The sequence below is a fragment of the Epilithonimonas hungarica genome, assembly GCF_900102265.1.
Lineage (GTDB): Bacteria > Bacteroidota > Bacteroidia > Flavobacteriales > Weeksellaceae > Epilithonimonas > Epilithonimonas hungarica.
Window position 1 is genome coordinate 254,524 of record NZ_FNBH01000004.1, and the last position, 25,545, is coordinate 280,068.

A 25,545-nucleotide genomic window follows, 5' to 3' on the forward strand; every position below is an offset into this window, starting at 1 on the left:
TGAGAAATTGTTTTACATTGTGAGAATATTCAGTCACGATGTGAGAATATAGTTTTACCACGCCACAAGATGATTTTACATCCGGAGAATTAGATTCTACAATACGAGAATATATTTTTACAACGTAAGATTCTAATTCTACATTGCTGTAATATTAATTTACATCGTGCCAATATAAAATGACATTGCAAAAAAATAAAGTTACATCGCGAGAATGTAACTTTACATTGAAAGAATATTAAATCATCCTGTTATAATATTCTTTTAACGTGAATTCGGGATAAGAGATTTATTTAAATAATTGTATATCAAATACAAATGCACTATCAATAGCGTCGGGCTTTAGCCCGATGTAAAGATTGTAATTCAAAATCGGCTTCAGCCGAAATTTATGATAAGTTTTAGCTAAAGCTAATCTTCTTTTTCAATCTTTAAAATGGGCTAAAGCCCATTCCTATTGATATTATAAAACTTCTCTTATCCCGAATTCAGGTTCTTTTATTAAAAATCTATTTTATTTTCGGTTGACGAACTCTATAGATGAAACATTAAAATATTCTGGTGAAGTGGCACCATACAAGCCCTTGACGTATTTTTTGACATTTAGGGCGATGGAGTAGAGTCCGGTGCCATCTGTGTAGAAAATCTGGTCTCTTTCAATCAACTTAACGTTAAGTTCTGCTTCGGTCTGGTTTACTGGTTGGGTAGCGCTCACCAGTGATGCGTGATAAGAAGTGAGATTGTTTAATTTTAAATCGTCCTCATTAGGTGTGTAAGCAGGAATGGTTGTCAATAACTGTAAAAGAATGCCGAAATTCTCTGCCTGCTGGGTATAGGATTGACGGGAAGTGGAAATTCCTCCCCCTTCCCCCTCCAAAGGAGAGGGTGTAGTTTTTGGTTTCTTATTGGTGCCTTGGATTGTGCGGTTTAAAGTTTTTGCCTGATTGAGCGTTCCTTCTGGCAGACCTAAAATGTCTAAGAGATTGATAATTCTTGTGGATGTTGGTTTTAGGTTTTCGAAAGCGGTTTGACGCAGGGCGATGGCGTTTTTGTTGGCGTTTCGTTTTTCTTCTACTTCGCTGAGTTTTGCAACGGCAGTGGTGTAGAGGGTTTGGAGATTAGCGACCGACAAACTTGCTACTGGAGGGTTGTAAAGTGTGTAAACGGAAACTTGCTCTGTGAGTTTTTGTAGGTTGGCTACGTTTTTAGCGTGTCCTACTTCTGATGTTGAAGACATAGTATTGTGTTTTATAATTATTTCTCCAAATATATTATTTATTATGAATATGACAATTTATTTGGTGATTAATTGTGAATTGTGTAATATTATGTTAAATAGGGAATGGGAAACCCTAGCGGGAGGCTAGGGTTCAATTTTGTTGTAAGTACAATCTGACGCTTGCGCTAGCATGGATTATGCTATATAAATTTTAAAAAAATTGCCAAGAGTGCTTAAATATTGTTTTAAAATGAGTATCCATTTCAGAAATTTTTTTATCAGAATTAAGTTTTAAAATATTAATAATATTTTCTGAATTAGCTTCTAAATCATAAAAAATATCTTCTTTTGAAAATTTACTTTTATCTTCCAATAACAGATAATTAATAACACAAAAAGAAAGTAATTTTCCTACATACCATTCTAAATGACTCCACAAATTAGAATATTCGCTAATGAATTTACCACTATGAACAATCTGATTACGGTGCAGATATATTCGGTCTAATTGGTAAGAAATCGATTCAGATGAAGCTTCTACTTTATCAAGCCAAAATTTGACACTAGCTTCCGAATTAAATTTATTATTTAACTGTACAAATTTTTTACATAAAAGATTTGAATTTGCTTTTAAAACATTATAAGGGTCGTTAGTTTGATCATATCTTTTAGCTAAAAAATCAAAATAATCTTTTAATCCAATAGAATTTATATTAAAGACATTTGTGTAAATACCCAAACTATCAAGATTATTATTGTTCCAGTTTGCTTCAACATATCTCATTGCAAATGCAGTTAATTCTCTTCCAATTGATCCCGTAGATAAAGATTTTGCGACAAAATGTTGAATACTGGAAATATCATTTTCTTTCATCCTGTATGGCAATAAGGTTTCGAGTGATGTCCATAATAATGAGAGAGAATTTTCAATAGATTTGGATCCTAATGCAAGATTATAATAATATAAGCTATCACTTATTTGTGGAATGTAAGGTAGGTTTGAATTTTCTGGTAGATTTAAGCCGTAACATGTAGAAATCTTATTTAAAGTTTCGAGTAATGAACTTTTTCTCTTTGAAACATTAATTGGATCTAAAATGAAATTTGAGATCTGAAATTTATATTCTCCCTTTAATCTCCAGTAAATCCTATCAAAAAAATCATTGAGAGGTGAGAGATCCATTCTATCTTTTGATATTACATAGAATTTTAGACACATTTCATACAAATTCCTGATATAATTATGAGGATCTAATGTATTACAATGTATTTCTAGTGCATCTTCATACTCTTCAATTTTCCGGTCAGAATAAAATCTATTAATTAATTCTTGTGAAGAAGTTGATTTATAGACTATACTATTTTCATCAAGATATTTTTTTATTGTTTCAATTTCAAAGCTTTCTTTTTTTGAAATTAGTAGGAAAACATAATCCTGTTTATTTCCATTGAAAAAGTTTGCAATTCTCAAATGTGTTTTTAAGCCACCTCTATTTTTTGATATATATTTGAATGATATGTTACTGACACTAGTAGTAGAATATCCTATATTTAAAATGTGAGGAATCAAACTATCAATTAGAATATCCATTTTGTCAGACACCCTATTAAATTTGCTGGAACTTAAATCTATTAATTTTAATTCTTCATAAATGTTCAAAAAGTAGCTATTTTCAATTTGTTTGCACTGAATAATAGCATGATTATATAGACTAAAAAGTCTAGAACTATCATCTTTTAATTTATCAATTTGAATTTTTTTGTAAAATTCAACAATGTCAGGAAAATATTTATTTAGAATATAATCATTAACAATGCTAGAAGAAATTACAGGTGATTTTGCCTCTTTTAAAAGACTAATTAATCGATTAATCGATTTTGTTCTTTTTATTGATTGTCTTGATACTTCTCTAATCTCGTAGACCAGTGTATATCCATTTGTTGTTCTGTGTTTTTTTGATATTACTTCCTGATGATCTACTCTTTGTTTAATTTTTTCTATAAAGTACTTCGATAAGTCAGTATGTGAAAAATTCCAATTTTGATTTTTTGCAACCCACATGATTATTTAATTTTTTATAAATATATGATTTCTTCACAAAAAATTTATATAGAAACTGTAAACTACTATGTTTAGATTCCTCCGGAATGACAAAGAGGATGTGTGCAAAGTTGAGATTGCTTCGCTCACGCTCGCAATGACAGTGTGGAGTCCTCGCAATGCAATTACCCATTCCCAGCCCTCTGCTTCAAATCATCAGCCCCACCAGTTTTCCTCGCTTGTCCGGATTTTCCTGAACCGAAGTTATAGGTGTAGGAAAGCGTTGCCACTCTGGTGTCTCTTCTCACGATGAAGTTTTCCACATAGCCGGAATAGATGTTTTTAGCTTCCGGATTGCTCTTGAAGAAGATGTCGTTGAAAGAGAACTTGAGCGTACTATTGTTCTTGAATTTCTTCTGAGCACCGATGTTTACAGACCACATCGGTTTCAGGTACATATAGGCGTAAACTTCTTTGGCTTTGTAGTTTCCTGAAAGTTCTGCCGAAAAACCATTTCCGATTTTGAAAGAATTGATGCTGTTGAGGTCAAATGTGAAGTTCCCTTGATTCTTGATATTGGTGTTGGAAATATTGCCGGTGTAACTACCGTAATAGAAATTGGCACTGTTGTTCATCTCCCACCATTTGGTCACTTTTACAGGCGTAATCAGGTTGAGTCCGTAATAAGAAGCGGAACTGAGATTCTCGTTGGTTTGTACCACCACTGTTTTTCCGTCCTCGATAATCGGCATCAGGACATCCGTGATGTTTTTGTTGGTTTTGCTGTAGCTCAAGGTCGCAAAATACTTGTTGCTCAAACTGTACGTGAACTCATAACTCATTGTGGTCTGCGGGTCGAGATTGGGATTTCCGGCTTGGTAGGTTGTCGGGTCCAGATAGAATTTGAAAGGGTTGAGCTGACGGTAATTCGGTCTGGTAATTCTTCTGCTGAAGTTGAGTTCTACGCTGTTTTTGTCATCCACATCATAAGAAAAAACGGCACTTGGAAATAACTGTGTGTAGTTCTTTTTGTTGATTTGGTTGGTTGTGAGCTGATTTCCCGTCACGTTGGTGTTTTCCATTCTGAGACCAAAATTGACCTTGAATTTTTCCCAATTCTTAATCACGTTTCCATAAACGGCATTGATGTTTTCCTCGTAAATGAAATGGTTGGTCTTAGAATTATCAATGATGGAAGTTCCGGAACTGGCATCAAAAAACTGAAGGTCGTTGTCCGCTTTTACAAAACTCGTTTTAAGTCCTGTTTCCAATTTCCAATTCTTTTTGAAGACTTTGGTAAGGTCTGATTTTAAGGAATAAATATTGAGGTTTCCGTCCAAATCGCCTTTTAAAATGTATGGATTTGGGTTATCTGGACTTGACGGAGAAAGGTTTCCATCATTATCAAAATTTCTTGTATTGAAGTTTTGAAGCGATGTGTTGGCATAATTGATATAATCCAAATCTGTCGTGAGTTCTGAACCCAGCGAATCGATTTTGTATTTGTGATTGAAGTTCAAAGATGCATTTTTCCAATGGTCGCGGTTGTTGCTTTTGGTGTTGAAAGTTCCGTCTGGCTGGTAATTTTGATTCAGAATCTGAGTGTCATTATTGCTCGTCGGGTCGAATCTATTGCTCACAAGACCAACTGAAAATCCTAAAACATTCTTATCGTTGGCGTAATAATCCATTCCGACTTTTGCGATGTGATTACGGAAATTCATTTTCAGGAAATTGTTTTGGACATAGGCGTTTTGGAACGTTCCGTTTTCGTAGAAGTTTCTGTCCAAAGTCAATTTGTTGAAGAATTCTCTATAAGCAAAGCTGTAGTTGGCAAAAAGATTCACTTTTTTGTTCCGGTGATTGATGCTGAAACTGTTGTTGTTCTTCACATATTTTCCGGTTCCGAGAGATGTGGAAAGACTGCCGTTGGTGCCTTTTCTCTGGTCTTTTTTGAGTCTGATGTTGATGATAGAAGTTCCGGATGCATCGTATTTTGAAGACGGATTGGTAATGAATTCGATTTTTTCAACCGAGGAAGACGGGATTCCTCTGAGGTAATTGGCGAGGTCGGTTCCTGTCATCGGTGTGTTTTTTCCGTCAATTTGGACGAGCAGATTTGCTTTGCCACGCATACTGATATTGTCGTTGCTGTCGATATTCACGCCTGGCGCTTTTTCCAACACTTCGAAGGCTGAATTTCCGGTGGAGGCGATGCTGTTTTCTACATTCAGAATCATTTTTCCGTCTTGTCGCTCGATGTAAGGTTTTGCTTTGGTAATTGTCACGGCTTCAATAGCTTTTTCATTGAGTGAAATCGAAGGAAGTGTGATGTCTCCATTGACAGAAACTTGTGATTGATAAACTTCTGTTCCGCTTTTATTGATTTTGAGATTGTAATTCCCTGAAATCAAATCATTAAAACTGAATTTCCCGTTTTGGTCTGCAACTTCTGTTTTTACCAATTTGTTTTCTGAATTGAATAGATTGATTTCTATCTGATTCGCATTGCCGGAATCAATCGCTCCCGACAAGGAAAAATTCTGGCTGGACTGTGCAAACAATGTTGTGAAAAAAGACACTGTCCAAATTAGTATGGCTAAAAATATTCTGGTCATTGTGTTATTTTTTTATGATTGAACTTTTATTTTTTGGTGTTGATACAGTTTTCTGATATTTTGAGTAGGGCGATGTTCATTATTTCGAGTTCGGTTTTTGAAACATTTTCTAAGGCTACGCTTCTGTTATTCTCGATGAGGTTCTGAACTTTTTCGATGATTTCTTTTCCTGATTTGTTAACTTTCAGATTGGTTTTTCTACGGTCATTGGGGTGAACTTCTCGGGATATGAATTCTGATTTTACTAATAATTCGATAATTCTCGTGACTGATGCATTGTCTTTGAAAACCAGATTTCCGATTTCGTTTTGTGTGATTTCCGGATTTTCGAGAATCGCTTTTATGATGAGCCATTGGTCAATCGTGATGTTGAAACCGTTTTCTTTGAGTTGTCTCTGTGCGTAATTTCTGTAAGCTCTAATCGCTTTATCGATGTTGTAAAATATGATTGAATCTAATTTTTCCATAGGTTTAAATTTAAAATGATTTATCAATTATTGATATATCAATTAATTTGTTGTGATTGTTTTTGATTTGTTACAAATAGGTGAAAAAAACTCCTCAAAATTATTTGAGGAGTTAATTTTAAGTGTTAAGCTTTAATCCTAACTAAAATTATTTTTAGAATTTATTTATAAAAAATCTTTGTGAAACTATCTTTTTCTAATTTGTTTAATGAAAAGTCGAAGTCAGAATCTTCTTTTTTATCTACTAAAACGGCTCCAAGTTCAACTATCAATTCATTAAAAATTAACGGATTTGACCATTGCTGATATAATGCCTGCGTTGCCAAAGTAGAAATTTCAGAATTTCCAGAAACGTGAGAATGACCAGCTCCAAAATTCAAAATTACAAAACATTGTGTTGCGTCATTTGGAATCAAAATTCCTAAAATATTTTGACGTTGAACCGAAGTGCATTTGGCTTCTAATAATAAATTATTCGGATTCATCATATAATTATAATCTATCTCATCACCTTTTCCTATTACTATTTTGTAACCAGCCTCTGAAGAACCTCCAAACACATTACAAATTACTAATGTTGGAAATGATAAGCCTCTGTTGGCATACAAATATTCGGTGGCTCCATTTGGCGCATCAGTAATATCGCCTGAATACATCAAATTACCTTCGTTTTGGTTATACTGAGCATTCCATCCAATTTTTCCACCTATATTTAAACCTGAAAGATCCAAATCATTAGCTCCCCATTTGTTTTCCCAATAAATTCCGACTGCCATTTTTTTAGCATAAAAACGGGTTCCGGTTGGTATATTTCCAACAAACATTTTCTCGGAAGTTGGTAATGCATAGTCAATATCTTTTGGAATGAAAATTCGTTTTCCAGAAAGATTGAAACGAGTTTTCATATATTCTAAAATGAAATAATAATTGCTCCAAACTTCATCTTTGCTTTTGTTTTTTTTCACCCAAGACTTTCCATTTCGTATTCTATAAACAAACGCGTTTTGCCCATTCATTCTCGAATAACAAGCTGAAAGTGCTTTGAACAATGCAAAAGGTGTAGCGTTATCCAACCAATGTTTCTCATTTTCAGATAAGAGAGAATTGGTAACATCATTCAACGGATTACTTATCAATGGCTGATGAAGTGTTTTTGATAATTTGCTTATTTTGTTGATTATCGTTGGGTTTTTGTCCTTAAAAGCTAAAAATATAGGTTTGAAACGATTAAAAATAGTTGCTAGTTTTTCCAATCCGAATGTCTCAAAAGCTTTTGTAGGATTATATTTTGTTGATTTTATAGCTTCTAACACTTCGTTATTTTTAATTAATAAAGTTGAGTCAGTCGCTTTGAAAACAATATATCGCAAAAATTCAGTTGGGTTTTTTGGATAAATTTCAAACAAATCTGCAATTTTCACAACTGCTTCTTTGTTTTTAACGGTTTCATCTCCCATAAATTGATAATTTAATTCTTTGGTTAAAACAAATAACAAATCATCAATTGTTTCTTCTTTCAAAGCGATTCCTGATTGTAATAATTCTAAGGCTTTTTTCGTTAATTCTTCTTTAGAATAAGCTTTAATGATTTTAAATGTCAGTTTGTTTTCAGGCACTTCCAACACTTCATTCGGAATATACATTTCATCTTGAAAATTACTTCCATAAGTAGAAAAATAATGTTTAATCTGATCCAAAAGTAATTCGAACCGAGATGATTTTTTGATTTTTGACCACGATTTATGAAATGTTGAATTCAGAGCTTCAGAACTTAATTTTTCTTTAGCATAAAAATTTAAAATTTGGTTTTTAGCCCAAACTGCATTAGGCTCAATTACGATTCCTAAATCGGAAACAAATGCTTTTTCATTCGATTCTTTTGCAATAACTGCATTGAATAATTGTAGTGTTTTCATAATTTTTTACATATAAGTGAGGAGTAATTTGGAAATTTATAGGAACTCCTTTTACCTATTGTTTTGTTAAAAAAAAGCGGGAAGTAATTTACCAAATATAGGAACTTCGTTTGCTTTAATATCGATGGAAAGTATCATTTTTAAAAGAAATTGTATAGGAACTTTCTTTATCGATTGGTGACGCAGACAGGAATCGAACCTGTGACACACAGCTTAGGAACTTTTTTTGCCCAAAGCGAAAAGTAGTTGTTGCTCTACCAACTGAGCTACTGCGTCGAATTGTTGATGCAAAGTAATTACATAAGTACGCAATCTTTTTGCGTAGAAAAATTATTTTAAATATTTTTGATAAAATTTTATTAAAATGATTTTAGAACAACTGAAAAATTCTCAGGAAACAATTGATTTTAAAGACGTGATTGCTTTTATTGATGACAATTATGATTTCACGCCAACGAAATTCACGAATGGAAATATAGTTAATGAAGCTAATCAAAATAATGGTTCTTGCAAAGTTTTCAGTTTTGCGAAATTGAATCAACTTTCGAAAGATGAGACTTTAGCTTTATTCGGTGATTTTTATAGAACAGATGTTTTAAAAAATCCTGAAGGAGTTGATCATCAGAATATCAGAAACTTTATCGAGTTTGGCTGGGATGGAATTTTGTTTGAAGGAGAGGCTTTGATAAAAAAATAATATATATAGACTTTCCATATGCTTTTTCATTCCGAAGGAATCTAAACGATTAATAATGAGAATTTTGTAGAGATTCCTACGGAATGACAAAATGTGCCTTTGTGTATAACTAAAACCGAACAACAATGTCATCAAATAAAAACGCATTAATCCGCTACAAAACACTTGACAAATGTCTGAAGAATAAGTATAAAAAATATACACTCGAAGATTTGATTGACGAATGTTCCGAAGCTTTATTTGAATTTGAAGGCAAAGAATCTTTTGTGAGCAAAAGGACAATTCAGTTGGATTTGCAGAACATGCGAAGTGAGAAGTTTGGTTACGAAGCGCCAATTGAAGTTTACGAAAGAAGATTTTATCGTTACAGCGACCCGGATTACAGTATTCATAATATTTCCGTCAATGAAAATGATTTGAAGGCCATGAATAACGCAGTTCAGATTCTGAAACAATTCAAGGATTTTTCGATGTTCAAGGAAATGAATGGAGTGATTCAGAAATTGGAAGATTCGATTCAATCGACCAATCAAAAATCAATCATTCATCTTGATAAAAATGAACAGTTGAAAGGTCTTGAACATATTGATATTCTCTACGAAAATATTCTGAACAAAAAGGTTCTGAAGATCCTTTACAAAAGTTTCAAAGCCAGAGAATCCAATCAGTACATCGTTCATCCACAATTATTGAAAGAATATAATAACCGTTGGTTTTTGATTTGTTGGCATAAAAATAAGATCATGAATCTCGCCTTAGACAGAATGGAGGAAATCACAATTGAAGATAAAATCGAATATATTGATAAAGATTTCAATGCGGACAGATATTTTGGTGAAGTGATTGGCGCAACAGTTTCCGAAACGCAACGGCCGCAGAATGTAATTTTTTTCATCGCACAGAAACATGCACCTTATGTGAAAACCAAACCTTTTCATCATTCCCAGGAGATCATCAAGGAAGATGAAAGTGGAACGACTTTCAAAATCTGTGTTCAGCTGAACTTCGAATTAGAGAGAATGATTCTTGGAATGGGAGAGTTTATCAAAGTTCTGACCCCTAGAAAATTAAAACAAAGAATTGCTAAAAGCCTGAAGCTGGCCAGTGAAAATTATACTTCTGATCAATCTGAAAATTAATAACCATGTAAATTAATATCCTCTGTTCTTTGTAATGTCACTTTTTTGCCCATTTTCTTTTGAATCACCCGGAAATGTTGAAGTTCATCATCCGTTAAAATCGAAATGGCAGTTCCTTTTTCGCCTGCACGGCCAGTTCTTCCTATTCTGTGGATGTAATCCAAAGGCGAACGAGGCAATTCGTAATTGATGACACAGGGCAAGGATCCAATGTGGATTCCACGGCCGATCAGATCTGTGGCCACTAGAATTTGTGCCCCGTTGACTTTAAATTCTTCCAGATTATTTCTTCGTGCACCCTGCGATTTCTGGCTGTGAATGGCAACTGCTTTTATTTTATTTTTCTTCAGCTTTTCAACCAGATTATCTGCAGACCTTGTAGAAGAAACGAAAATCAATGCTTTTTCAACTTTCTTTTCTTTGATCAGGTATCTTAGAAACGGACCTTTGTTTTCGGGAGAAACGTGATAGGCCAATTGCTCGATATTATCGATTTCAACCTCTTCTTTTTTGATCTCAATAATTGTAGGATTGATGGAAAGACGTTCTTTCATCTCAGTAACTTTATCATTTAAAGTCGCAGAAAATAAAGTCGTCTGTTTTGCAACGGGCATCATCGCAAAGAGATTATTCATTTCTTCACCAAAACCTAACTGAAACATTTTATCGGCTTCATCGATCACCAAATGCTGAATTCCGGAAATGCTCAATGCATTATGGTCGATCAGATCCAGTAAACGACCGGGCGTTGCAATAAGAACTTCCACACCGAATAGTCCTTTCATCTGTGGATTGATAGAAACACCGCCATAAACAGCCATTGTACGGATATCACGCTTCAGATTATCTGTAAATGCTCTGAAAACTTCATCGATCTGTATCGCCAATTCTCTTGTAGGAACCAATATCAAAACCTGTACGTTACGGTCCTTCTTAACTTCCGTGTTTTGTAGTTTTTCTAAAATAGGCATTATAAAACAAGCCGTTTTTCCCGAACCTGTCTGTGCAATTCCCATAAGGTCTTTGCCCTTCAAAATAACCGGAACGGCCTGCTCCTGGATAGGGAAAGGTTTTAAGTAGCCCAATTTTTTAACAGAGCGGATAATATTGTGTGATAATCCCAACGATTCAAATGACATAAAACTAATTTACGGCAAAGATAAGTGATTGGTTTTGGTTCTGTTCTAAACTTGATGTGATATTAAGGTTTAAAATTTCTTCAAGGTAATTATTGTCAAAGATAGGAGAGTATCAAAATGGCGCATTTCTTGTAATTATCTTAAAAATTTAAAGATATGAAATCAAGATTGTTAAGAATGGCATTGACCTGGATTGCGCCTTTTGTTATCGGATATATCGTAAACAAGATAGAAGAAAGGACGAATAAAAATAAAGTTAAGAAAACGATAAAAGCATGATCCAATGACCACTGAATTTCAGTGGTTTCATTTTTTAATAATTTATTTAAAAAGAAAATCGGAATTTCAATTTTTGTCAAAAAAATATCAATTTGGCTTAAGTTTTGAATTTTCAGCACAAATAAATAAATTATGAGAAAATATATCAATATTATTCCATTATTCCTAATGTTAGGATTATTAACAAGCTGCGAAGCAGTGGAAACTATCTTTAAAGCCGGAATGTGGTGGGGAATTATCCTCGTAGTCGGTGTTATCGGTTTAGTAATGTGGCTTCTATCAAGGGGTAAAAACTAAAAAGGCGGGAACAATTCCCGCTTTTGCTTTTTTATAAAGTTAATCTTAAAGATTTTCCAAAGTCTGACTAAGGTCATTATAACCACCACCGTTGTAAACGTTTTCAAATCCTTGAGATCTGTAAAAATCTGTAGCTTTTCCGGAACGGTTCCCAGATCTGCAGAAGAATATTACATTTCCATCCAAAGCTCTGATTTCATCGATGTGAGCTTCGATATCGCCCAAAGGAATATTGTTAGCTTCTGCGATACTTCCATCCATTTCCAGCTCCAAAGGTTCACGAACATCGATCAGATGATAATTTCCCGCTCTCAATACGTCTTCTATTGCCATAAATTTAAATTTTTACTGTTTTAATTATAACAAAACTACAATATAAATTTCAAATTTCCATACAAAATCCTTAGCCTTAGAAATGAATTCTGAACGAAATTGATTAAATGTCTTAATTTCGCAAAATATTTATGAATCCTAAAGAAAGACACACGCAACTTATCAAAACCAAAGCTTCTGCATTTGGGTTTCAGTCGTGTGGGATTTCAAAGGCAGATTTTTTGGAGGAAGAAGCTTCCCATCTCGAAAATTGGTTGAGAAACAATCATCACGGCGAGATGAAATACATGGAAAACCATTTCGATAAACGTCTTGACCCGAGATTGCTTGTTGAAGGTTCTAGATCTGTGATTTCTTTGAGTTATAATTATTTTCCGGAGGAAAAACTTCAGAACGATAATTTCAAATTGGCAAAATATGCTTACGGAGAAGATTATCATGATGTTATCAAAGAAAAACTGAGAACGCTGGTTGCAGAACTTCAGGAAGAAATAGGAGAGTTCTCATGCCGTGTTTTTGTAGATTCGGCGCCGGTTTTGGAAAAGGCTTGGGCTAAGAAATCCGGAATTGGCTGGGTTGGGAAAAATTCTAATCTGATCACCAAAAAATACGGTTCTTTTTATTTTCTGGCTGAGATTATCTGTGATTTGGATCTGGTCGAAGATTCTCCTGTTACAGACCATTGCGGAAGCTGTACCAAATGTATCGATGCGTGTCCGACTCAAGCGATCATTTCTGATAAGATCATCGACGGAAGCAAGTGCATCTCTTATGCAACCATCGAGCTGAAAGACCAGATTCCTGACTTTTTCAAAGACAAAATGGACGATTGGATGTTCGGATGCGATGTCTGCCAGGATGTTTGTCCTTGGAATCGTTTTTCGACTCCTACTTTGGAAGAGAAATTTCAGCCGAATTCTCAACTTAAAAATTTCACAAAACAAGAGTGGAAAGACATTACCCAAGAAGTTTTTTCCTCGGTTTTCAAAAAATCCGCAGTTAAACGGACAAAGTTTGCAGGACTAAAACGGAATCTCGATTTCTTGTCAGAATAAAATCCCGTTTATCGAGTTATTTTCTCTTTTGAACTCTCTTCGGTGCAACTTTTACTCTAATTTTTAATCTTTTGTTGGATTGGCGTTTTTTCGGCATATATTAATGATTTTTCGTTATTAAATTTCAAAATAAATTTCCATAAATCCAAGAAAAATTAAAAAAAATTAACATATCTATTTTGCTTCAAAAATTTTATTATCTTTATTGTTCTCTACGATTCGTAAAAACAACCGAATGAAAAAAATGCTGCTAATAATCATAAAAATAACCGGCTTCATTATTGGAGTCGTTTTTTTGTATATCATTTTGGGATTATTGATTCCTTATATTCCTGTAAAGGCTGAAAAAACTAACGAACCAAAAACAATAGAATTGTTCATCTTGACCAATGGTGTACACACAGATTTGGTGCTTCCTGTCAAAACAAAATATGTTGATTGGAGTGAGAAATTACCATTCGAAAATATAAGAGGGAAACAGACGGATTTCAATTATATCTCTTTCGGTTGGGGTGATAAAGGTTTCTATCTTGACACACCAACCTGGGCTGACCTCAAATTTTCAACGGCTTTCGAAGCTGCTTTTTGGCTAAGCGATTCTGCGATGCACTGCACTTATTACAAACAAATGAAAGTAGGAGATGATTGTAAAAAAATGATGCTGACGGAAAAGCAATATCAGAATCTTATAAAATTCATAGATGATAGATTTGATAAAGATGCTTCCGGAAGATATATTCTGATAAAAACGGATGCCGTTTATGGGAATAACGATGCTTTTTATGATGCAAAAGGCAGCTACAATTTCACTTACACTTGCAATACTTGGGCAAATAACGGTTTGAAAGTCGCAGGACAAAAAGCGGCGCTTTGGACACCTTCGGATTTCGGGATTTTTCAACATTATAAATAATATATTTCGAGCGGACATCTTGGGCTATTCAGGGGTTTCGTCTTGTCAAAAATTAAAAATTTCTGACAAGACCGCTCGTTTCACTCGCGCCCTTACTATCCCGGCCGCGGATTTGCCATAAATTTCAATTTTAGACATAGAAAAACATTCTCAAAATCACATAATTTCATTAAATTTGCCAACCACAAAAAGCTTCAAACAAGCAAAATTAAATTATGACTTCACAAGAGATAAGACAGCAATTTTTAGATTTTTTCAAAAGCAAAGAACATTTGATTGTTCCTTCTGCGCCAATTGTTCTGAAAGATGACCCGACGCTGATGTTTTCCAACTCCGGAATGACGCAGTTCAAAGATTATTTTTTAGGATACAAAGAACCTAAAGCATCAAGAATTGCCGATACTCAAAAATGTTTGAGAGTTTCCGGGAAGCATAATGATCTGGACGACGTTGGGCGTGATACGTATCATCATACAATGTTTGAGATGTTGGGTAACTGGTCTTTTGGTGATTATTTCAAAAAAGAAGCGATCTCGTGGGCTTGGGAATTGTTGACGGAAGTTTACGGAATTCCTAAAGAAAATCTTTACGTAACTATTTTTGAAGGCGACGAAAAAGAAAATCTGGAAAGGGACAACGAAGCTTACAACTACTGGAAAGAATACATTTCTGAAGACAGAATCATCAACGGAAACAAGAAGGACAATTTCTGGGAAATGGGCGCAAGCGGACCTTGCGGACCTTGTTCCGAGATTCATGTTGACCTGAGAAGTGAAGAAGAAAAAGCGAAAGTTTCCGGACTTGAATTAGTGAATAATGACCATCCTCAGGTTGTGGAAATCTGGAATCTTGTTTTTATGCAGTTCAACAGAAAAGCAGACGGTACTCTGGAAAATCTTCCTGCAAAACACATCGATACCGGAATGGGATTTGAACGTCTTTGTATGGCTTTACAACAGAAAGAATCCAATTACGATACAGATGTTTTCACGCCTTTAATTGCTAAAGTTGAGGAACTTTCAGGAAAAAAATATACAGGAATTTTAACAGATGAAAAAGACATCGCAATACGTGTAGTGGTGGACCACATCAGAGCTGTTTCTTTTGCTATTGCTGACGGACAATTACCTTCCAACGGGGGAGCTGGTTACGTTATCAGAAGAATTTTAAGAAGAGGAATCTCTTATGCTTACAGATTTTTGGACAGAAAAGAGCCTTTCCTTTATCAGTTGGTGGGTGTTCTTCAGGAACAGATGGGGAAATTCTTCCCAGAATTGGAGAAACAGGGAACTTTGGTTACTGAAGTAATTAAAAGTGAGGAAGAATCTTTCCTTAGAACCATTGAGACAGGATTAATCAGAGTTGAAAAATTAATTCAGCAGACCATTTATGAAGGTAAAAAAGTATTGCCAACAGAAGAAGTTTTTGAATTGTACGATACGTACGGTTTTCCTGATGATTTAACAAGGATTATTGCGGAAGAAAAAGGTTTAACTATTGACGAAACAGGATTTGAACAGGCTTTAAATAAACAAAAACAACGTTCAAAAGCAGATTCTGCACAGAAAGTTTATGATTGGGTAACTTTGGAAGAAAAGCCGGAAAACTTTGTTGGATACGACAAAATCGAGTCAGAAACTTACATTACAAGATACAGAAAAGTAGAAAATAAAGACGGCGAATTTTATCAGGTCGTGTTGAGCGAATCTCCTTTCTATCCGGAAGGTGGTGGACAAATAGGTGATAAAGGAACACTTGAAAATGCAACCGAAAGCTTTGAAGTTTTAGAAACTAAAAAAGAAAACGGATTGATTATTTCTTTGATCAATGGACTTCCGAAAGATGCAGGCGCTATTTTCTATGCTAAAGTCAATGCAGCCGACAGAAAAAATTCCCAAGCCAATCACTCTGTAACACATTTGTTGCACGAGGCTTTGAGAGACGTTTTGGGAACTCACGTGGAGCAAAAAGGTTCTTACGTTGGTCCCGATTATCTTCGTTTCGATTTCTCTCATTTCAGTAAAATGACAGATGAAGAATTGAAGCTGGTTGAAGATAAAGTGAATGCCAAAATCAAGGAAAGTATTGCGTTACAGGAATTCAGAAGCATTCCGATCCAGGAAGCTCTTGATAGAGGAGCGATGGCTCTGTTTGGCGAAAAGTACGGCGACAATGTGAGAATGATTCAGTTTGGGACGTCAATGGAACTTTGTGGTGGAACCCATGTAAAAAATACCAGTGAGATCGGTCATTTCAAGATCGTTTCCGAAAGTTCTGCTGCAGCAGGAATCAGAAGGATCGAAGCAATTTCCGGAGATAAATCTGCTGAATATTTCAAAAATCTTGAAAAACAGATTACAGAACTTTCCCAACTGTTGAAATCAAAAGATATTGTAAAATCTATTGAGAAATTAATCGAAGAAAATACTTCACTGAAATCTGAAGTGGAAGCGTTCAAAAAAGAGAAAGCAAAAGGTGAAATCGGCGACTGGAAAAACGCTTATAAGCACAAAGGCGACAAGCAACTTTTAGTGAAGAAAACTTCTCTTGACGCAGGTTCTGTAAAAGACATTGTATTCCAGTTAAAAAGAGAGATCCCGACTTCGGTAACGGTCATCCTATCTGACAATGACGGAAAACCAATGATTACGGTTGGTGTTTCCGATGATTTGGCTTCTAGTTATCAGGCCGGAACGATTGTAAAAGATCTGGCTAGAGAAATCCAAGGCGGTGGCGGCGGAAATCCGGGCTTCGCAACAGCAGGAGGAAAAAATATTGATGGTCTGGAAAATGCTTATCAGAAAGCTTTAGAATTATAAAAATAAATAATAAAAACAAAACTCCCAGATATTTGGGAGTTTTTTTATTTGAAATTATTGATTAAAATTTTTCGGAGAATAAAAAAAGAGAAACCGTTTTTTTGCCATTTCGAAATCACTCCAACTATCGCAGTCTATTTCGTAGCCTACCACTCCGGATGTTGGAAGATTCACAATCTCGTCTGTTAGGGAGTTTGCAAAATTTGAGATTCCGTTATTATGCGAAAATAATGCAACGGAATTGATGGAATCATCTAAACCGTATATTAAATTTTCGAAATTAGCTTCTCTTGGATTATATAATGTTGCATCTGTTGAATAGGATCTTTGAAAAACTTTGGAAAATAATTCACAAGTATGAAGGGCACGTTTCGCAGGACTCGATATAAATGACTCGATATCTACTGATCTTTCTTTTAAATAATTGCCCATTTTTGTAGCATTTATTATACCCAAATCAGTCAAAGGACGATCAAAGTCTTCGATATCTTCTGGCCAATCACTCTTGGAATGTCTTACGAGTAAAAGTGTTTTCATTCAGAAATAATTAATATTGAATTAAAATTAGAGAATATTTTTGATACTTTGATATGTTTTTTTTATAAAAATTTCTGAAGAATGATAAAAAACATATGCAATAGACTTTTGTATTGGTATCAGGCAATCACATTACTGAATTCCTTTCTGTACTGGGAAGGGCTTTTTTTTGTGTATTCTTTAAAGGTCTTATTGAAGTAACTAAAATTATTGAATCCACTGTCAAAACAGACTTCCGTAATACTCATCGGTTGTTCTGCCAAAAGTTTTAAGGAATGTGTGATTCTATATTCATTCACAAATTGAGTGAACGTTTTATTCGTGATTTTCTTGAAATATCTACAAAAAGAAGGGACTGTCATATTGGATAATTCTGCAACCGTTTCCAAAGCGATCTGCTCCTTGAAGTTGTCTTTCACATAATTGAAAATCACGCTGATCCGGTCATTGTCTTCTTTTTGGGTCTGCAGGTAATATTTTGAAGCATTCATGATTTTATAGTCTTGCGTTTGAGAAAGTTCGTCAAGGATCTCAACCAGGATCATCAATTTGGTCAAGGATGAAGCTTCTGTCAAAGCATCGATTCTTGACTTCAAAGCTTTTTTCACGCGCTCGCCATAGACAATCCCGCTTTTTGCTTTTTCCAATAATGATGAAATTCGTATCATTTCCGGTGCTTTCCAAAATTGCGGACCCAGAAAATCCATTGAAAACTGTATCACAACTTCATATTCGTTTTTGGTATTTTCATTCGTCATCCCACAATGCGGAAGATTGCTTCCGATGAGAATCAAATCACCGTCTGTGAAGTAAGAAATGTTGCTCCCGATCTGCCTCTTGCCCGAACCTCCAAAGACAAATATCAATTCAATCTCGGGATGATAATGCCAGAAATTGGTCTTGATATTTTCATTCCTAGAATATCTTAAACAAGTAAAACTGCTACCGATATCGGGACTTACGGACTCTAGAACAGGATTGTAATGCTTCATAATACAAAGTTATTGAATATGTTTTAAATTACCTTATTTTATTAATTAATATTTAGTTAATGTTAATATAGCACATATAAATGAAAATTGTATTGTATTATTTAAGACTTATCCATTATACATTTGCATAGTAAAACAATTAAAAAGAAATTATTATGAAAGGTATATTAAAATTTGGTTTTCTTGTAGCAAGTATATTCATCTCTACAAGTATGATGGCTAAGGATAAAGATTTTTCTGTAGCTATTGGTGAAGTTAGTCAGAAAACTTTACATTTCGAAGTTTCGAATGCGAAAAACGTTTCCCTATACGTTTATAATAGTGACAGAAACGAAATTTTTTCTGAAACACTTAAAAATGATAATGTTGAGAAATCCTACAATATGAGCGGAATTGCTTCCGGAACTTACTTCCTGGTTGCAGAATCTGAGGCTAAAATTGAAAAATATAAAATTGTAGTTGATGGTGAAAATGTTACCATGGAAAAATCTCCTGTCTCTGCGATTTCTAAACCAGAATACATCATCAACAAAAACGTAGTTAAGTTACAAATGTCCAACGTGATCGGCGATGTGAAAGTTTCTGTCTTCGATACAGCAAACAACACTTATTACAGTAAAAATAACGTTGCAAAAAATGGATCGATCGATTTGACTTTCGATTTGAATCCTGCAAATCCTGAAACTTATATCATCAACGTTGAAAAAGATGGCGATAGTTTCAGCAGAATGATTTCTCTAAAATAGTTTCTCGAAACTAAGGTTATATATATTATTTTCTAAAAGCTTCACATTACGTGAAGCTTTTTTATTTTGCAAAGTCAAAAGCCCGATCAGAAAAATGGAGCTTTTTGCTTTATAATACTTCTTTGATGTGCTTGTAGTTGCTCGAGATTGTATCTGCCACTTCTTTGAAATTGCCGTCCAGCATCATTCTGGTCATCGCAATGCCCATTCCTTTCATCTGTTCCCAACCAACTTTTGGCGGCATTGCCAATGCATTTGGATCTGTGAAAATATTCACGAGGACAGAACCTTTAGTTTGTAAAGCCTCATCAATCGCTTCTTCCACTTTTTGCGGGTCAGTTACATTGATTCCTTTGATTCCGAAAGCATGAGCCAATAATCCAAAATCTGGATTCACCATATCGGTTTCGTTGTCCGGAATTCCGTTCACTTCCATTTCCAGTTTTACCATTCCGAGAGAGCGGTTGTTGAAAACAATTATTTTTATAGGAAGGTCATATTGTTTAATAGTTGCAATATCACCTAATAACATAGACAGTCCACCGTCTCCACAAAGCGCAATAACTTGTTTGTCCGGATTGGATAATTGTGCCCCAATAGCCATTGGCATAGCATTCGCCATTGTTCCGTGACTAAAGGATCCAAGAAGTTTTCTCTCGCCAGTCGCTTCCAGATATCTTGCTCCCCAAACGCAGCACATTCCGGTGTCTACTGTAAATATCGTATCTCTATCGGCCTTCAGATTTACTGTTTCTGCAACAAACTCTGGGGAAATATGATTCTCTTTGCCCTTATCGTCAACGTACGATCTAAGGTTGTTTTTTACCTTTTGATAGAATTCTAATTGATTATCAAGAAAATGTCTGTCATCATTAATTTTAATTAGAGGCAAAAGACTTGTCAATGAATCTTTTATTTTTCCGGCAAAACCTCTTGTCAATTGTGCTCTTCGTCCCAAGCGTTCAGGTTTCTCATCGATTTGAATGATTACTTTATCGACAGGCATAAATTTCACGTAAGGAAAATCGGTTCCGAGTAATAAAATAATATCAGCCTCGTGCATCGCTTTGAAAGCAGAAGGTAAGCCTAGGAGTCCAGTCATCCCAACTTCGTAAGGATTATTGTACTGGATTCCCATCTTCCCCCGGAAAGAATATCCGATCGGCGCTTTCAGTTTTTCTGCCAGGGCAATAACTTCTTCATGAGCCTCGGAAGCGCCAATTCCACAATAGATCGCCACTTTTTTTCCTGAATTAAGATGATTAGCGATCCAATTGATCTCTTCTTCTGCGGGAATAATTCTTGGATTGGTTTTAAAAACGAGGTCAGAACTGATATTTTCCACAGACCTGGCTTCAAAAAGATCGCCGGGCATTCCTAAAACTGCCACGCCTTTTTGAGAAATGGCATGTTGTAAAGCGGCTTGTAACATTCTGGGTGCTTGTTCTGGCGTATTTGCTATTTGATTATAAACAGAACAGTCATCAAATAATTTGATCGTATTGGTTTCCTGAAAATAAGATGTTCCAAATTCCGAACTTTCGCAAGTGGATGCAATCGCTAGAACTGGAACATTACCTCTGTTGGCTTCATAAAGTCCGTTGATGAGGTGAACGTGACCAGGACCGGAACTTCCTGCACAAACAGCAAGACCTTCCAACTCTGCCTCTGCAGCTGCCGCAAATGCACCAACTTCCTCGTGTCTTACATGGATCCATCTGATAGAACCTTCACGTTTTATAGCATCATTTAAAAAATTAAGGCTGTCACCAGTGACAGCATATATGCGTTTTATTCCTGTTTTAACAAGGATTTCGACAAATTGGTCAGCAATATTTTTTGACATGGTATTATAAATTTAATGATAGCAAAATTTACAAAAAATATTTCAAGCAATTGTTTTTACGACTAATAATTAAATGTTAATTAAATCAATGAAAATGCTTCGGAAATGCTTCTTTTGGGGTTTGCTTCAAGATATTAAGAAGAAGCCAAGACTTCAGAAAACCGTAGCCGTAAGAGAACATCTGGATATAAGTAGAAATGATTGCCATTCCGGCAATGCTTATATTTCTCGTAACCATTAAAGCGTGGAAGAGTACCAGAAACGTATAAAGTCCATACAAGGCGAGAATCAATCCATTCCCCCAAACAAAATAATGAATAATTCCTACCAAATATCCCAGCAAAAATAAGCTTGGAAACCAAAATGTCGGCTTTACATATTTTGGATGTCTTTGATTAAGAATTGGTCGCGCACAACCGAATTGGTAAACCTGTTTTGAGAATTTTCCAAAATCGGTTCTTCGTTTGTGATAAACACCGATATTATCATAGAATTTTGTGGTGTAGCCATTTTCCCAAAGCGTCATCGATAAATCCGGGTCTTCACCAATTCTCATTTCAGAGAAACCGCCGACCTTCAGGAAAATTTCTTTATTGACACCCATATTGAAACTTCTCGGCTGAAATTTCGTAACTGCATTTTTATTTCCACGGATTCCGCCGGTTGTAAAAACCGAGGTCATAGAATAGGAGATTGCTTTCTGCATCAGATTGAAACCTTTATGCGCTTTATCGGCTCCACCAAAAGCATCTGTTGGATTTTCCGTGAGACTTTTTTTGATATTTTCGATGTAATCTGTCTCTACGATCACATCAGAATCTACAAAAACAAGCCAATCATTTTTTGCCCGTTTGGCTCCGTAATTTCGACTCAGTCCGGGTCCGGAATTGTCTTTTCTGAAAAACTGAATATCCAATTGTTCTTGAAATAATTCAACCGTTGGGAGAAGCTTAATGATAGAACCATCGTCCACGACAATCACTTCAAAATTCTTATCCGTTTGACGTGATAGTGAATTCAGAAGTTCGAATAATTCGTCTTTTCTGTTGAAGATTGCGATGATGATGGATATTGTTGTCATTTTAAACTTTTGAAATGCTTTCTAGCTTCTTTATCATTATCCTTTTTCCCAATTCCATCGGAAGAAAGGAGACTTAAAAAATCAAAAAATAATTCGATCAAATCCCAGATCATTCTTCTTTATTTATATATTTCCCTTTCTTAGAACCATCATACATCTCATATTGTAAGAATCTTGTTTCCAATTTTCCGTTGAATAACTTGATTTTTCTTGAAGGTCTGAGCCCAATTTTCTTAGGCGCATCTAAGTCAGCAGAAATCAGCCAAGCTAAAGTATTTGGATAATGTTGTTTGAAAGTATCACCGATCTTTTTGTAGAAATCATCGTCATTAATAGAAATCCTTTCATCATAAGGCGGATTGAAAACCATTAACAATGGAAACATATCTTTTTCAGAATCGAAGAAGTTTTGTTTTTTTACTTCGATGATATCTTCCATTTCAGCCGATTCGATGTTAGTTCTCGCAGCGTCCAAAGCATCGTAATTGATATCATAACCAACAATTTTCCCAGTGAATTCTTTCACACGATTCAAGCGTACTTCTTTGATGGTTTTGAATAATTCTGAATCATAATTTTTCCAATTCTGAAAAGCAAAATTTCTTCGAAAAGTCTGAGCCGGTAAATCCATTGCGATCATCGCCGCTTCAATCAATAATGTTCCGGAACCGCACATGGGGTCAAGGAAGTTTCCTTTTCCGTCCCAACCGGCGAGTTGTAGCATTCCACTTGCAAGAACTTCGTTAATTGGTGCAACCGTTTGTTCTTTTCTGTAACCACGTTTGAAAAGTGCATCACCGGAGCTGTCAAGAGAAATCGAAACTAATTCTCTGTCAATATGAAGATGAAATTTGATGTCCGGATTATCCTTATTTACACTCGGTCTGATTTTATATTTTTCCTGAAAATAATCGACAATTGCATCTTTCATTTTCAAGGTCATAAACTGAGAATGATTGAACCTCTCGGAATTTACAGTCGCGTCAATTGCGAAAGACTGATGTTTTTCCAAAAACTGGTCCCACTCAAATTTGAATAGTTTGTCATAGAATTTACTCTCGTTAAAAGCTTTGAATTCCATTATCGGAACCAAAATTTTAAGAGCTGTTCTGCAGGAATAATTGAGTTTATAAAGAAAACCAAGGTCGCCTTCGCAAGTTACCGCACGGTTTTTAGCTTCAACATTTTTACCTCCCAATTTCTTAACTTCCTCAGCCAAAACCTGTTCTAGTCCGAAGAAGGTTTTGATTTGTATTTGCAGATTATCTGTATTCATAGCGCAAAAATATGGATTTTAGTTATTGGTTGTTAGTTTATAGTTGATAGAAATTATCATAACTTATAAAAACCATCAACAAACAACTATCAACGGTCAGCCAAAAATCACTATTTTTGCAAGATGCAATGGTTCGAAGAATGGTTTGATACACCATATTATCATATTCTCTACAAAAATCACGATTACAAGGAAGCCGAGGATTTTCTTAATCTCTTGACTGATTTTCTGAAACTAGAAAAAAACTCCAAAATAATTGATCTGGCCTGTGGAAAAGGCAGACATTCGATTTATCTCAACAAATTAGGTTATGATGTTCTCGGTTTGGACTTGTCGGAACAAAGTATCAATTTTGATAAACAATTCGAATCCGAATCGTTGAAGTTCCGAGTTCACGATATGAGAAATAAGATAGAGAATGAAGCTGTCGATGCGGTTTTCAATCTTTTCACAAGCTTTGGATATTTCGAAACAGAAGAAGAAGACAAAAGTGTTTTCCGTTCTGTTTCCGAGGTTTTGAAAGACGACGGTTATTTTGTTCTCGACTTCCTGAATGCAGAATATGTAAGAAAAGTGATCACGCCACAAATGTCTATCGAAAGGGAAAATATCGTTTTCAGTATCAAAAAACATATTGAAGGCGAATATATTATGAAAGAAATAGATTTCGAGGCGGATGATAAAAAACATCATTTTTTTGAGCGTGTAAAACTGACTTCTCCGGAGAAAATCCTGAACTTTGCAAAAGAATTCGGTTTTGAATTAATCAAGCGTTGGGGCGATTATCAACTGAATGATTTTGATGAAAAGAATTCCCAAAGATGTATTAATTTGTTTAGAAAGAAATAAGAATCAAGTTTTAAAATGATCATACTTCTACTGATATTAAGTGTTTTGATTGGTGTTTTTCTCGGAAAATATTTTGGGAGTAAACAGCAATTCGCAAAAAATCTTCTCATTCTAAGTGCCGGTTTTCTGATAACGATTTGCTTAAATGAAGTTTTTCCGGAAGTTTATCATTCAGAAGATCATAATATCGGGATCTTTGTGATTCTGGGTGTTTTGATCCAGATGTTGCTGGAAAGTCTTACAAAAGGCTTTGAACACGGACATCTTCATCATCATTCAGACGAACATTCTATCATTCCTGTTGCCTTGATCATTGGACTTTTTGTTCACGCTTTTATAGAAGGAATTCCTTTGTCACACGAGAAAGAGACCTTGTCACCTTATCTTTTGGGAATTTTGTTCCATAACATTCCTATTTCATTTGTTTTGGGAAGTTTCCTGGCTCACAGCAAAAATTTCTCTACCAAATTCTGGCTGATTGTTTTGGTCTTTGCTTTGGCCTCGCCTTTGGGAATGTTACTTGGAAAATATTTTGATGAGAATTTGAAAATTTATTTCTTGGCTGTTGTTGGCGGAATTTTTCTTCATATCTCATCGGTTATTATTTTCGAAAGTAATAAGAATCACAAGATGGATTGGACAAAGATCATCCTTGTTGTTTGTGGAATTGCATTGGCTTTAGGTGGACATCTTTTTCATCATCATCAATAGAATTTTGAAACCACAAAAACACACAAAAGAAAATATCACTGAAATTTATTTTAATTTCAATCATCAGTTAGATTAGTGAAACCTGTGAGAGATTAAAAAAGTAATTTTATGACTTTTGTGGTGAATAAAAAATAATATTTGTTTTCTAGTTCGACAGGAAAATCATAATTTTACTCAAATCGATTTTATGGGATTTTTAAATCAATTATTTGGTAAAAAAGAAGAGCAGGACCAGGGAAGAAGTCTTTGGAAAAAATTGGAATCAGAAAAAGACCTAGACTCTGCTGTTGAGAGATCTTCACAGCAAAAAGTCTTGATTTTCAAACATTCTACACGTTGTTTCATCAGTAAAACCGTACTAAAGAATTTTGAGAAACAAATGCAGGATTCTGACAAAGATTATGCTTATTATTTCTTAGATTTGTTAGCCAATCGACCAATTTCCAATGAAATAGAATCTAGGTTTGATGTTACTCATCAAAGTCCGCAGTTAATTGTGCTGGAGAAGGGAAAAGTGATTCACAATGCGTCTCATCAGAGCATCGATTTGGAAACAGTTTAATTTAATTTTTTAA

The 25,545-nt window shown here is 34.9% G+C and carries 22 protein-coding genes and 1 tRNA gene; 10 read left to right on the forward strand and 13 right to left on the reverse strand.

The annotated features are described in order from the left end of the window. Positions 1-514: 514 nt before the first annotated feature. The 6 genes from BLT30_RS15925 to BLT30_RS15950 all read right to left on the reverse strand — a co-directional run bounded on the left by BLT30_RS15925 (position 515) and on the right by BLT30_RS15950 (position 8,537). Complete coding sequence (locus BLT30_RS15925) at positions 515-1,237, reverse strand: hypothetical protein (RefSeq protein WP_089874559.1); 723 nt, start codon at positions 1,235-1,237, stop codon at positions 515-517. 193 nt (positions 1,238-1,430) lie between these two features. Beyond that, positions 1,431-3,281 carry a hypothetical protein gene (locus BLT30_RS15930; protein ID WP_089874560.1) on the reverse strand — a complete coding sequence of 617 codons (1,851 nt, stop codon included), beginning with the start codon at positions 3,279-3,281 and terminating at the stop codon, positions 1,431-1,433. Between the two features lie 164 nt (positions 3,282-3,445). Continuing rightward, the gene (locus tag BLT30_RS15935) at positions 3,446-5,878 is read right to left on the reverse strand and encodes a TonB-dependent receptor (protein WP_089874561.1); all 2,433 of its coding nucleotides are present in this window, start codon (positions 5,876-5,878) and stop codon (positions 3,446-3,448) included. Between the two features lie 26 nt (positions 5,879-5,904). Beyond that, positions 5,905-6,345 (reverse strand): MarR family winged helix-turn-helix transcriptional regulator, encoded by a 441-nt coding sequence (locus tag BLT30_RS15940; protein WP_089874562.1) that lies wholly within the window; start codon positions 6,343-6,345, stop codon positions 5,905-5,907. A 161-nt stretch (positions 6,346-6,506) separates the two neighbouring features. After that, positions 6,507-8,261: a hypothetical protein gene (locus tag BLT30_RS15945; protein WP_089874563.1), complete on the reverse strand. Its 1,755-nt coding sequence runs from the start codon at positions 8,259-8,261 to the stop codon at positions 6,507-6,509. Positions 8,262-8,436: 175 nt separating this feature from the next. Continuing rightward, a tRNA-OTHER gene (locus BLT30_RS15950) sits at positions 8,437-8,537 on the reverse strand. A gap of 88 nt (positions 8,538-8,625) precedes the next feature. Between BLT30_RS15950 and BLT30_RS15955 the strand changes: the two genes are divergently transcribed. Together BLT30_RS15955 and BLT30_RS15960 are read left to right on the forward strand one after the other, a co-directional pair. Continuing rightward, complete coding sequence (locus BLT30_RS15955; protein WP_089874564.1) at positions 8,626-8,958, forward strand: HopJ type III effector protein; 333 nt, start codon at positions 8,626-8,628, stop codon at positions 8,956-8,958. Between the two features lie 125 nt (positions 8,959-9,083). Continuing rightward, the gene (locus BLT30_RS15960) at positions 9,084-10,097 is read left to right on the forward strand and encodes a helix-turn-helix transcriptional regulator (RefSeq protein WP_089874565.1); all 1,014 of its coding nucleotides are present in this window, start codon (positions 9,084-9,086) and stop codon (positions 10,095-10,097) included. On the opposite strand, the gene BLT30_RS15965 is transcribed toward BLT30_RS15960, so the two are convergent. Continuing rightward, the gene (locus BLT30_RS15965) at positions 10,094-11,236 is read right to left on the reverse strand and encodes a DEAD/DEAH box helicase (RefSeq protein ID WP_089874566.1); all 1,143 of its coding nucleotides are present in this window, start codon (positions 11,234-11,236) and stop codon (positions 10,094-10,096) included. The two genes, BLT30_RS15960 and BLT30_RS15965, sit on opposite strands and share 4 nt — an antisense overlap. Positions 11,237-11,392: 156 nt before the next feature. On the opposite strand from BLT30_RS15965, the gene BLT30_RS18415 reads away from it, so the two are divergent. Next, positions 11,393-11,515: a hypothetical protein gene (locus tag BLT30_RS18415; RefSeq protein ID WP_262488092.1), complete on the forward strand. Its 123-nt coding sequence runs from the start codon at positions 11,393-11,395 to the stop codon at positions 11,513-11,515. A 342-nt stretch (positions 11,516-11,857) separates the two neighbouring features. Here the strand turns inward: BLT30_RS18415 and BLT30_RS15980 are convergent, their stop codons facing one another. Continuing rightward, on the reverse strand, positions 11,858-12,145 hold the full coding sequence (locus tag BLT30_RS15980; protein WP_089874569.1) for a rhodanese-like domain-containing protein: 288 nt from the start codon (positions 12,143-12,145) through the stop codon (positions 11,858-11,860). A gap of 131 nt (positions 12,146-12,276) precedes the next feature. On the opposite strand from BLT30_RS15980, the gene queG reads away from it, so the two are divergent. From queG to alaS, 3 genes are all read left to right on the forward strand, one after another. Continuing rightward, the gene (queG, locus tag BLT30_RS15985; protein WP_089874570.1) at positions 12,277-13,200 is read left to right on the forward strand and encodes a tRNA epoxyqueuosine(34) reductase QueG; all 924 of its coding nucleotides are present in this window, start codon (positions 12,277-12,279) and stop codon (positions 13,198-13,200) included. 235 nt (positions 13,201-13,435) lie between these two features. Further along, positions 13,436-14,113 (forward strand): TIGR02117 family protein, encoded by a 678-nt coding sequence (locus BLT30_RS15990; RefSeq protein ID WP_089874571.1) that lies wholly within the window; start codon positions 13,436-13,438, stop codon positions 14,111-14,113. Positions 14,114-14,328: 215 nt separating this feature from the next. Next, a complete protein-coding gene (gene alaS / locus BLT30_RS15995; protein WP_089874572.1) occupies positions 14,329-16,932 on the forward strand; it encodes an alanine--tRNA ligase in 2,604 nt (867 codons plus the stop codon). 54 nt (positions 16,933-16,986) lie between these two features. Here the strand turns inward: alaS and BLT30_RS16000 are convergent, their stop codons facing one another. Then, positions 16,987-17,469 carry a SixA phosphatase family protein gene (locus BLT30_RS16000; protein ID WP_089874573.1) on the reverse strand — a complete coding sequence of 161 codons (483 nt, stop codon included), beginning with the start codon at positions 17,467-17,469 and terminating at the stop codon, positions 16,987-16,989. A 119-nt stretch (positions 17,470-17,588) separates the two neighbouring features. Next, complete coding sequence (locus BLT30_RS16005) at positions 17,589-18,461, reverse strand: AraC family transcriptional regulator (protein ID WP_089874574.1); 873 nt, start codon at positions 18,459-18,461, stop codon at positions 17,589-17,591. A gap of 155 nt (positions 18,462-18,616) precedes the next feature. On the opposite strand from BLT30_RS16005, the gene BLT30_RS16010 reads away from it, so the two are divergent. Beyond that, positions 18,617-19,207, forward strand: coding sequence for a T9SS type A sorting domain-containing protein (locus tag BLT30_RS16010; protein ID WP_089874575.1), 591 nt, complete (start codon positions 18,617-18,619; stop codon positions 19,205-19,207). Between the two features lie 109 nt (positions 19,208-19,316). On the opposite strand, the gene BLT30_RS16015 is transcribed toward BLT30_RS16010, so the two are convergent. The 3 genes from BLT30_RS16015 to BLT30_RS16025 all read right to left on the reverse strand — a co-directional run bounded on the left by BLT30_RS16015 (position 19,317) and on the right by BLT30_RS16025 (position 23,410). Then, the gene (locus BLT30_RS16015) at positions 19,317-21,053 is read right to left on the reverse strand and encodes a thiamine pyrophosphate-dependent enzyme (protein WP_089874576.1); all 1,737 of its coding nucleotides are present in this window, start codon (positions 21,051-21,053) and stop codon (positions 19,317-19,319) included. An 85-nt stretch (positions 21,054-21,138) separates the two neighbouring features. Beyond that, entirely contained in the window at positions 21,139-22,134 is a 996-nt protein-coding gene (locus BLT30_RS16020) for a glycosyltransferase family 2 protein (protein ID WP_089874577.1), read from the reverse strand. A gap of 109 nt (positions 22,135-22,243) precedes the next feature. Continuing rightward, on the reverse strand, positions 22,244-23,410 hold the full coding sequence (locus tag BLT30_RS16025) for a THUMP domain-containing class I SAM-dependent RNA methyltransferase (RefSeq protein ID WP_089874578.1): 1,167 nt from the start codon (positions 23,408-23,410) through the stop codon (positions 22,244-22,246). 123 nt (positions 23,411-23,533) lie between these two features. Between BLT30_RS16025 and BLT30_RS16030 the strand changes: the two genes are divergently transcribed. The 3 genes from BLT30_RS16030 to ytxJ all read left to right on the forward strand — a co-directional run bounded on the left by BLT30_RS16030 (position 23,534) and on the right by ytxJ (position 25,532). Continuing rightward, positions 23,534-24,259 carry a class I SAM-dependent methyltransferase gene (locus BLT30_RS16030; RefSeq protein WP_089874579.1) on the forward strand — a complete coding sequence of 242 codons (726 nt, stop codon included), beginning with the start codon at positions 23,534-23,536 and terminating at the stop codon, positions 24,257-24,259. A gap of 15 nt (positions 24,260-24,274) precedes the next feature. Beyond that, a complete protein-coding gene (locus tag BLT30_RS16035; protein ID WP_089874580.1) occupies positions 24,275-24,970 on the forward strand; it encodes a ZIP family metal transporter in 696 nt (231 codons plus the stop codon). A gap of 187 nt (positions 24,971-25,157) precedes the next feature. Beyond that, positions 25,158-25,532: a bacillithiol system redox-active protein YtxJ gene (ytxJ, locus tag BLT30_RS16040; RefSeq protein ID WP_089874581.1), complete on the forward strand. Its 375-nt coding sequence runs from the start codon at positions 25,158-25,160 to the stop codon at positions 25,530-25,532. Positions 25,533-25,545 lie beyond the last annotated feature (13 nt).

Coding starts and splice junctions, on each gene's coding strand:
- BLT30_RS15925 (WP_089874559.1), bottom strand. CDS start 1,237: ATGTCTTCAACATCAGAAGTAGGACACGCTAAAAACGTAGCCAACCTA.
- BLT30_RS15930 (WP_089874560.1), bottom strand. CDS start 3,281: ATGTGGGTTGCAAAAAATCAAAATTGGAATTTTTCACATACTGACTTA.
- BLT30_RS15935 (WP_089874561.1), bottom strand. CDS start 5,878: ATGACCAGAATATTTTTAGCCATACTAATTTGGACAGTGTCTTTTTTC.
- BLT30_RS15940 (WP_089874562.1), bottom strand. CDS start 6,345: ATGGAAAAATTAGATTCAATCATATTTTACAACATCGATAAAGCGATT.
- BLT30_RS15945 (WP_089874563.1), bottom strand. CDS start 8,261: ATGAAAACACTACAATTATTCAATGCAGTTATTGCAAAAGAATCGAAT.
- BLT30_RS15955 (WP_089874564.1), top strand. CDS start 8,626: ATGATTTTAGAACAACTGAAAAATTCTCAGGAAACAATTGATTTTAAA.
- BLT30_RS15960 (WP_089874565.1), top strand. CDS start 9,084: ATGTCATCAAATAAAAACGCATTAATCCGCTACAAAACACTTGACAAA.
- BLT30_RS15965 (WP_089874566.1), bottom strand. CDS start 11,236: ATGTCATTTGAATCGTTGGGATTATCACACAATATTATCCGCTCTGTT.
- BLT30_RS18415 (WP_262488092.1), top strand. CDS start 11,393: ATGAAATCAAGATTGTTAAGAATGGCATTGACCTGGATTGCGCCTTTT.
- BLT30_RS15980 (WP_089874569.1), bottom strand. CDS start 12,145: ATGGCAATAGAAGACGTATTGAGAGCGGGAAATTATCATCTGATCGAT.
- queG (WP_089874570.1), top strand. CDS start 12,277: ATGAATCCTAAAGAAAGACACACGCAACTTATCAAAACCAAAGCTTCT.
- BLT30_RS15990 (WP_089874571.1), top strand. CDS start 13,436: ATGAAAAAAATGCTGCTAATAATCATAAAAATAACCGGCTTCATTATT.
- alaS (WP_089874572.1), top strand. CDS start 14,329: ATGACTTCACAAGAGATAAGACAGCAATTTTTAGATTTTTTCAAAAGC.
- BLT30_RS16000 (WP_089874573.1), bottom strand. CDS start 17,469: ATGAAAACACTTTTACTCGTAAGACATTCCAAGAGTGATTGGCCAGAA.
- BLT30_RS16005 (WP_089874574.1), bottom strand. CDS start 18,461: ATGAAGCATTACAATCCTGTTCTAGAGTCCGTAAGTCCCGATATCGGT.
- BLT30_RS16010 (WP_089874575.1), top strand. CDS start 18,617: ATGAAAGGTATATTAAAATTTGGTTTTCTTGTAGCAAGTATATTCATC.
- BLT30_RS16015 (WP_089874576.1), bottom strand. CDS start 21,053: ATGTCAAAAAATATTGCTGACCAATTTGTCGAAATCCTTGTTAAAACA.
- BLT30_RS16020 (WP_089874577.1), bottom strand. CDS start 22,134: ATGACAACAATATCCATCATCATCGCAATCTTCAACAGAAAAGACGAA.
- BLT30_RS16025 (WP_089874578.1), bottom strand. CDS start 23,410: ATGAATACAGATAATCTGCAAATACAAATCAAAACCTTCTTCGGACTA.
- BLT30_RS16030 (WP_089874579.1), top strand. CDS start 23,534: ATGCAATGGTTCGAAGAATGGTTTGATACACCATATTATCATATTCTC.
- BLT30_RS16035 (WP_089874580.1), top strand. CDS start 24,275: ATGATCATACTTCTACTGATATTAAGTGTTTTGATTGGTGTTTTTCTC.
- ytxJ (WP_089874581.1), top strand. CDS start 25,158: ATGGGATTTTTAAATCAATTATTTGGTAAAAAAGAAGAGCAGGACCAG.